This window comes from Acinetobacter pecorum, from assembly GCF_014837015.1.
Taxonomy (GTDB): domain Bacteria; phylum Pseudomonadota; class Gammaproteobacteria; order Pseudomonadales; family Moraxellaceae; genus Acinetobacter; species Acinetobacter pecorum.
Window position 1 is genome coordinate 42,920 of record NZ_JACSPT010000020.1, and the last position, 7,781, is coordinate 50,700.

At 38.1% G+C, this 7,781-nt stretch carries 5 protein-coding genes and 1 pseudogene; 4 read left to right on the top strand and 2 right to left on the bottom strand.

Annotation, left to right across the window (positions count from 1 at the left end):
* Window positions 1–34 precede the first annotated feature (34 nt).
* Together H9629_RS13165 and H9629_RS13170 are read left to right on the top strand one after the other, a co-directional pair.
* Window positions 35–1,012 (top strand): GlxA family transcriptional regulator, encoded by a 978-nt coding sequence (locus H9629_RS13165; RefSeq protein WP_191731261.1) that lies wholly within the window; start codon window positions 35–37, stop codon window positions 1,010–1,012.
* 115 nt (window positions 1,013–1,127) lie between these two features.
* Window positions 1,128–2,462, top strand: coding sequence for an ISNCY-like element ISAba32 family transposase (locus tag H9629_RS13170; protein WP_191731262.1), 1,335 nt, complete (start codon window positions 1,128–1,130; stop codon window positions 2,460–2,462).
* Between the two features lie 405 nt (window positions 2,463–2,867).
* On the opposite strand, the gene H9629_RS15550 is transcribed toward H9629_RS13170, so the two are convergent.
* Entirely contained in the window at window positions 2,868–3,137 is a 270-nt protein-coding gene (locus H9629_RS15550; protein WP_318245700.1) for a transcriptional regulator, read from the bottom strand.
* Window positions 3,130–3,454 (bottom strand): annotated as a pseudogene (locus H9629_RS13180) (type II toxin-antitoxin system RelE/ParE family toxin). The gene H9629_RS15550 and the pseudogene H9629_RS13180 overlap by 8 nt, the downstream one beginning before the upstream one ends.
* Before the next feature lie 267 nt (window positions 3,455–3,721).
* On the opposite strand from H9629_RS13180, the gene H9629_RS13185 reads away from it, so the two are divergent.
* Window positions 3,722–5,764, top strand: coding sequence for a YadA-like family protein (locus tag H9629_RS13185; protein WP_191731263.1), 2,043 nt, complete (start codon window positions 3,722–3,724; stop codon window positions 5,762–5,764).
* A 332-nt stretch (window positions 5,765–6,096) separates the two neighbouring features.
* The gene (locus tag H9629_RS13190; protein WP_191731264.1) at window positions 6,097–7,215 is read left to right on the top strand and encodes a Fic family protein; all 1,119 of its coding nucleotides are present in this window, start codon (window positions 6,097–6,099) and stop codon (window positions 7,213–7,215) included.
* Window positions 7,216–7,781: the final 566 nt, after the last annotated feature.

Genomic DNA, 7,781 nt, shown 5'->3' on the forward strand with positions numbered 1-7,781 from the left:
ATGCTATATTTGTTATTTTAGAGAGGTAGATCGAATGGCTATACCAGTGATTGGATTATTCGTTTATCCCAATATAAATCCATTTCACTTCTCTATCCCTCATATCATTTTCAATATCAAGATTGAAGATAAACGCTTATTTGATCTGAAAATTTTTTCTATAGATGGCCAACCCGTAAAAACAGAACAGTCTATGATGATTATCCCTGATGGTGGGATTGAACTCATTAAAGAGTCGGATCTTATTATTATTCCTGGATGGGATGATTTTAATCATGAGCCTGAACAAGTACTTATCGATGCCCTAAATTGTGCATATCAGACTGGAATTAGAATTGTAGGGTTATGCTATGGAACTTATGCATTGGCATATGCTGGTTTACTTGATCATAAAAAAGCAGCTACGCACTGGATGGCTGAACAAGATTTTAGTGAGCGATTTCCACAGGTTCAGCTTGATCATGATGCCCTGTATGTAGAAGACCAAAGGATCGTAACCTCTGCAGGAACAGGCGCAGCGTTAGATTGCTGTTTGTACTTAGTACGTGAAATTTATAATGCACAAATTGCGAATAAAGTCTCTAGAGTAATGGTAATTCCGCCTCACCGTGAAGGTGGGCAAGCTCAGTTTATTGAACAGCCAGTAGCAGAGTCGATCCAAGATGCACAAATCAACCTATTACTTGATTTTTTAAGAAAGAATTTAGCTTTACAACATAATATTGAAAGCCTAGCTGAACGGACACATATGACACGTAGGACGTTCACACGGCACTTTAAGAAAGCGACAGGTATGACCTTAGTCGATTGGCTGAATACTGAAAGAATCAGATTAAGTTGTGAACTTTTAGAAACGACAAACTTGTCTATCGAAAAGATAGCCGAGCTTTCAGGTTTTAATAATACAGTGTCATTTAGAAAAAATTTTCGTGAAAAATATGGTACAAGTCCTCAAGCGTGGAGAAAATCTTTTGGGATCATTAATGAGAATAATCCGCCTCATTTAACATAATGGCCGTTATACGAAATGCCTTTGTTAGAACCCATTTAAAGTGTCTATATTCTCACCAATAAAAATGTCTGGTTTATGATGGTTTTTATCACCATGGACTGGATATAAAATATAGATGCTGATCACTATGTCTGATAAAGAAATTCAACGTCTTGCAGTTCTGCAAGACGTTAGAGATCATCGTATTACCCAGGTCCGTGCTGCTGAAATCCTGAATCTTTCCACCCGTCAAATTACCCGGTTATTGCAGAAGCTCAATCAAGATGGTGTCTCAGGTATGGCACATGCCAGTCGTGGTCAACCGGGTCATCGTCGCCATGACGTCCTGTTAAAATCAGAATGTCTTTCCATTATTTCTGAACATTTACTTGGCTTTGGTCCTACATTGGCTCATGAGAAGCTCAGCAGCATGTTTGGCCTGCATATCCCGGTAGAAACGGTTCGTCGCTGGATGACTGCAAATGACCTCTGGATTCCTCGATCCAAGCGCCTGAAACGCCCATATCAGCCTCGATACAACCGTGATTGCTTCGGTGAGCTGATCCAGATCGATGGCTCATATCATGACTGGTTTGAAGGCCGAGCTTCCAAATGCTGCTTGCTGGTTTATATCGATGACGCCACTGGAAAGCTGTTGCATCTGCGCTTTTGTGAGGCTGAAACGACCTTTGATTATATGCTTTCAACCCGAGCCTACATTGAGCAATACGGCAAGCCTTTGGCCTTTTATAGCGATAAACACTCGGTATTCCGAGTGAATCAGAAATCGAGCCAAGATAGCCAGATCACGCAATTTGGGCGGATTCTGAATGAGTTAAATATTGATATTATCTTCGCCAACTCTCCACAGGCCAAAGGCCGTGTGGAACGTGCCAATAGAACACTCCAGGATCGCCTGATCAAGGAAATGCGCCTAGAAGGTATCTGTTCAATTGCCGAGGCAAATGCCTGGCTGCCCTGCTTTATTGAGCATTTCAATCAGAAGTTTGCCAAGTGTGCGCGAAACTCAAAGAATTTACATCGGCCATTAACCGAATCTCATCTTGAACTGGATGATATTTTTACCTGGCAGAAACCGCGTAAGGTCACTAAGAATCTGACCCTGACCTATGACAAATGTATTTATCTGCTTGAACCGACAGAGCTGAATCATAAGCTTGTTGGGCAATATATTTCATTTCTGGAGTACCCGGATGGGACTGTGGCCCTCATGCACGAGGGACGAAAGCTCAACTACAGCATTTTCAATAAATTAGCTGGGCTACAGCAGAATGAGATCGTTGAGAATAAACGGTTAGGTACAGTTCTGGCACATATTCAGCAACAGCATGAAGAGTTGGAAAAACAGAATAAACGTTCCCGTCTCAAGAAAAGTATGCCGAGTCGTAAAGCTCAGAAAGCTGTTATTGAACAAAGAAAGTTAAATCCTGTGCTTGACTCTTGTGGTTAAAAACAGGACATTTTAAATGGTTTATCGCATAGACATTTTAATTGGTGAATAACAGCCTTTTTAAATAGTGTTATTTATCAAGCACTTGAACCAATAAATCCAAAACCCAAAAGATCAAAAAACAGACGTTTTAACAACTCGTGTGTTTTTTAAGCATATTTGTAATATTTAGCCAATAAATTTGATCGTTTTTTAATCAAATTGAGGATTTTTTCAATGTTCCCGGTCGTCCCAGGGCAAAAAATATCCCCAATTTCTGGGGATAAAATTTAGGCTATTTGTACGCTTTAACTTACATAAGTTCCGGTTCTTTGCTGCTATCAGGATAGCTAGAATAGTCCTACGATAGATTCATACAGGAACAGGATGTTCCGGAGCAAAAAACAACAATGATAAGTTCTAACACTAGGATGGTGAGGTAGAAGAGCAGCTACCGCCAGATGTCGCATAATAAAAAACCCCGGCAGGATGCCGGGGTTTTTTATTATCTACACTATTTAGATCAGAGTTGGATGGGCATCCAGAATGCGAATTAAATAAGCCAATTTTCTCACGTACCTTTTTAATATCTGGCAGTTCAAGCTCTGAGACTTGACTTGCCTTCACCTCATTACGTTTGATGGCACCAGCTTCTTTGATTGAAGCAACCAGGTCATCAAATAAGTTGTTATCCATGAAATTGCTCCTTCACTAATTGACGCAGGATCGAGGTTTCTTTATCGCTCAGGTTATCTTTCACTGACTTTGGATAAGCAACCAAGAAAAATATCTGATCATTCTCTGTGACCCAGTAATAAATAGATCACACGGATAATACTGCTTTTGCTTTTATTGCCCTGAGCACAAAGTACTTTACGAATGCCACCGCCATTCTTGATTAAGTCGCCCTTATCAGGCTGTACCAAGAGATCTTGCTGGAACTGACGCTACTCTTCATCACTTAAAAACTCTTTGATTTTCTTGGTAAAAATACTTTTTTCAATGAATAACATATGGTGAAGTACGTCAATGGTGTATAAAAATCTTAGCAGTTTTAAAAGAAAAAACGAGAGATTCTAGCTCTCGGCTCGCATAATCCAAGTTGTATTAATTTAAAGAAAATTCAAATTTATTTAGCAGATTATATTTTCCTGTTTTGCTATTTTTTTAAACACAAAATGTCAACACGCCTGGATTTTACAAAGAGTATTTTTGTTTTAACAAGATACGTATAACCTTGTCTTCACTGTCAGATAAATTTTAGAATTATGGAGCAAGATATGAATAATATATTCAGAAAAAAATATTTAAAATCAATAAATTGCAAAATAATGGTATCTAAAGATACTAAGATCAATAGTAAGACCAGTAGTGTCATTCCACCAGTTCGCTCTACTGACTATAAAATACTAAAATTAAAAGTCATTTTTTTGATTCTTACAACTGTTAGTAGCAATACTGTTTGGGCAGCTGTGATATGCGTAACTGATCCTGTTTCTGGAGGAAATACGGCAACAGGTGCAATTGCAGTGGCCTGTGGAATAAATAATACAGCAAGTGGTCTAAATAGCAGTGCTTCGGGCATTGATAATACAGCTTCTAATGAAGCTACTAGTGCTTTGGGTTATGCAAATGAAGCTAAAGGTAACTCTAGTAGTTCAATAGGATTTTTTAATACATCCTCTGGCAGTTATAGTAGTGCAATTGGTTATATTAACAATGCATCAGGCGATTATAGTAGTGCCTTAGGTTCTGATAATAAAGCATCAATTGAGTATAGTAGTGCTATTGGCTTTAACAATAATGCATCTAATATAAATAGTAGCGCCATAGGATCTAGTAATATCGCATCAGGCAAAGATAGTAGTGCATTTGGCTTTAACAATAATGCATCTAATATAAATAGCAGTGCATTTGGTTATAAAAACACAGCATCAGGCAAAGATAGTAGTGCAGTAGGTTTTGAAAATATATCAAAGGGTGATTATAGCAGTGCATTTGGTTATAAAAACACAGCATCAGGCAAAGATAGTAGTGCATTTGGCAGCTATAGCCAAGCAACTGCAACAGGCGCAACCGCTATCGGTAGTTTCTCGATTGCAGATGAAAGCAATACGATTTCAGTTGGTAGCAGGGGATTTGAGAAGCGTATTACTAATGTAGAAGATCCAATAAATGATACTGATGCTGTAAATAAAGCCTATACTGACAGCAAAGCAACTGAAACTCTAACTGCCTCCAAAGATTATACTGACAGCAAAGCAACTGAAACTCTAACTGCCTCCAAAGATTATACTGACAGCAAAGCAACTGAAACCCTAACTGCCTCTAAAAATTATACTGACAGCAAAGCAACTGAGACCCTAACTGCCTCCAAAGATTATACTGACAGCAAAGCAACTGAAACCTTAACTACCTCTAAAGATTATACTGACAGCAAAGCAACTGAGACCCTAACTGCCTCCAAAGATTATACTGATAACCAGGTATCAATCGTTAAAAAGACTATTGCTACACAACATAAATATATAAAGATCAATGGTGGTACATCCAGAGAGGCAGTTGCTACTGGAGAAAAAGGAATTGCTTTAGGGGGTAATACAAATGCACAAGGCAAGCAATCTATTGTAATAGGCGATAGTGCACAAGCCATCGGTGAGCAATCTATTAGCATTGGTACTGGTAATAAAATAACTGGAAATCAATCAGGGGGGATTGGTGGTTTAAGTTCAGTCAATGGTAACAACAGCTACAGTATTGGTAATGACAATACTGTGTCTGGTGATGGCACATTTGTATTAGGTAATAATGTTAATACTACCGCAAAAAATGTGGTGGTACTTGGCAATGGCTCTAGTTCTAATCGTGAAAATACGGTTTCAGTGGGTTCTAGTTCTAACCAACGTCAGATTATTAATGTAGCTAACGGTACTGCTGATACTGATGCAGTCAATGTAAGTCAGTTACAAGCTGCAAAAACAAGCGCTATCGAAACTTCGAACACTTATACCGATACTAAATTTAATTATCTTAATGAGTCTATTAATAGTTATGTTCAAGATAATAAACAACGTTTCAAAGAAATTGATGAGCGTTTCGATCGTCAAGGTGCTATGAGTGCTGCAATGTTAAATATGGCAACCAGTACTTCAGGTCTTAAAGGTCAAAATCGTGTAGGTGTAGGTGCCGGTTTTCAGGGCTCTGAACAAGCCGTTTCCTTAGGTTACCAACGGATAATTAACCCCAATACTAGCTTTAGTCTAGGGGGAGCTTTTACTAAAGATGAGAGTTCTGGTGGGGTAGGCATGGGATTTAGCTGGTAAGTCTTAAGTATAAAATACTTCAAAGTATTCCATAGAATACTAAATGAAAATATTTTTTATATAAGTATGATTTTGATAGCCTTATTTATCAAGGCTATCCCATTGTGTACTTGAATAAAAAAGATCTGCAGTTTAAACCATAAAATTTTGTGACTATAAGGTGATTATTTTTTACTTAACATAAAATCTCTTATGCGAAATTCGTATGTAAGCCTCAAATAGAAATGTCCTAGATAAATAAATGAGCTAATTAACCGATACATTCGGCTCATTAATTGAGCTTAATGTATGCTATATTCAACTCATCTTAGATTTTCAGAGAAAGATTGAAAATGCAGGAATGGATTTGGCAAATACAAAACTGGACAAATTTCACATGGCAAGATTCAATTATCTTACCTAAAACCAGACAGATACATCAAAAAATAGGGTTTCTTCTTGGACAAAGTCAGCATGATTTAGCAAAAGAACAATTCACTCTAGATACTCTACTTGCCAATCTTGTTGCTTCATCAGCAATTGAAAATGAAACCATCAATATTTTTTCATTGCGATCATCTCTAGCTCAACGCTTGGGTGTCACGCTTGAACAGCCTTATCCAAGCTCAGATCGATCAGAAGGTTTAGCCAATATCATGCTAGATGCACTTAACGATGTTAAGCAACCACTGACTGTTGAGCGTCTTATGCAATGGCATCGTTGGCTTTTCAATGATCCAGACTGGACAATGCAACGTTTACGCATTGGTCAACTCCGGGGATCAGAGCCTATGCAGGTCGTTTCAGGTCGATTGGATTATCCTAAAGTACATTTTGAAGCACCTCCAAGAGAAGGCTTAGAAGATCGCTTAAATGCCTTCATAGAGTGGTTTAATCAGAGTTTGAATGATTCATTGCTTGATCCCTTGTTACGTGCAGGCATTACCCATTTATGGTTTGTTACTCTGCATCCTTTTGATGATGGGAATGGCCGTATTACCCGTACACTTACAGACCTTGCTCTCGCTCAAATGGATGAACAGAGCATCCGTTTGTATGCAATGTCTACTGCGATATTAAACAAACGTAAAAGTTACTATGAGGTATTAGAACAAACCCAAAAAAATGATTCTGATATCACAAATTGGCTGATTTGGTTTCTAGACACATTGAATGATAGCCTTGAAAAAACCTTAGCACAGATCAGTCGAACTTTATTTAAAAGTCAATTTTGGCATAAACATTCAAATGCAACCCTAGGTGAAGAACAACGCAAAGTCCTAAATCGCTTATTAGACGGTGGCGAAAATGGCTTTGAACAGGGTATCAGTGCTTCACAATATCAAAAGGTTGCTAAAGTCAGTAAAGCAACAGCTACTCGCCATTTATCAGACTTACTTGAGAAAGAATGTATCGTCAAATTGGAAGGTGGTGGACGTAATACACGCTATCAGATCAATACTCAGTTATAGATATTCTAAGCAATAAAAAACCCCGGCATCCTGCCGGGGTTTTTTATATTGGTTCGCTTGGTATGTCTCCTGTCGTACCTTGCAGTCCTTGTGCCTATCTCTTGTTATTCTTCTCTGGAACATCCTGCTCTCTATGTCCCATCATAGGAAAGTTCCAGTATCCTGGACAGCCGCAAAGAACCGGAACTCACGTAAGTCCATGCGTACAAAATAGCCTAAATTTTATCCCCAGCAATTGGGGATAGTTTTGGAACCTGGATCCGTATGAAATGGGCACCAATTGCTAAATTGATCGTTTTTTAACCAATTATATTGGCAAAAAGTTACAGATTCGCTTAAAAACTCACCAACTTATTACAAAAGCCGATTTTTTGCCTTTTCTTTATCATAACTAAAATTTTAAGGTATTGATATTTAAATTAATATACAAGTGTAATTTGTATAATATCCATTATGTCAAATATGAACCGTACCGGGTTTGTCGGAGATTTTTTTATTTAAGTTAGGCCACCTGACCTAACGGGTTAATCTTATCATAGTACATTGCTTCAAACTCAAAAGGCGAT

Coding starts and splice junctions, on each gene's coding strand:
- H9629_RS15550 (WP_318245700.1), bottom strand. CDS start 3,137: ATGGATAACAACTTATTTGATGACCTGGTTGCTTCAATCAAAGAAGCT.
- H9629_RS13170 (WP_191731262.1), top strand. CDS start 1,128: ATGCTGATCACTATGTCTGATAAAGAAATTCAACGTCTTGCAGTTCTG.
- H9629_RS13165 (WP_191731261.1), top strand. CDS start 35: ATGGCTATACCAGTGATTGGATTATTCGTTTATCCCAATATAAATCCA.
- H9629_RS13185 (WP_191731263.1), top strand. CDS start 3,722: ATGAATAATATATTCAGAAAAAAATATTTAAAATCAATAAATTGCAAA.
- H9629_RS13190 (WP_191731264.1), top strand. CDS start 6,097: ATGCAGGAATGGATTTGGCAAATACAAAACTGGACAAATTTCACATGG.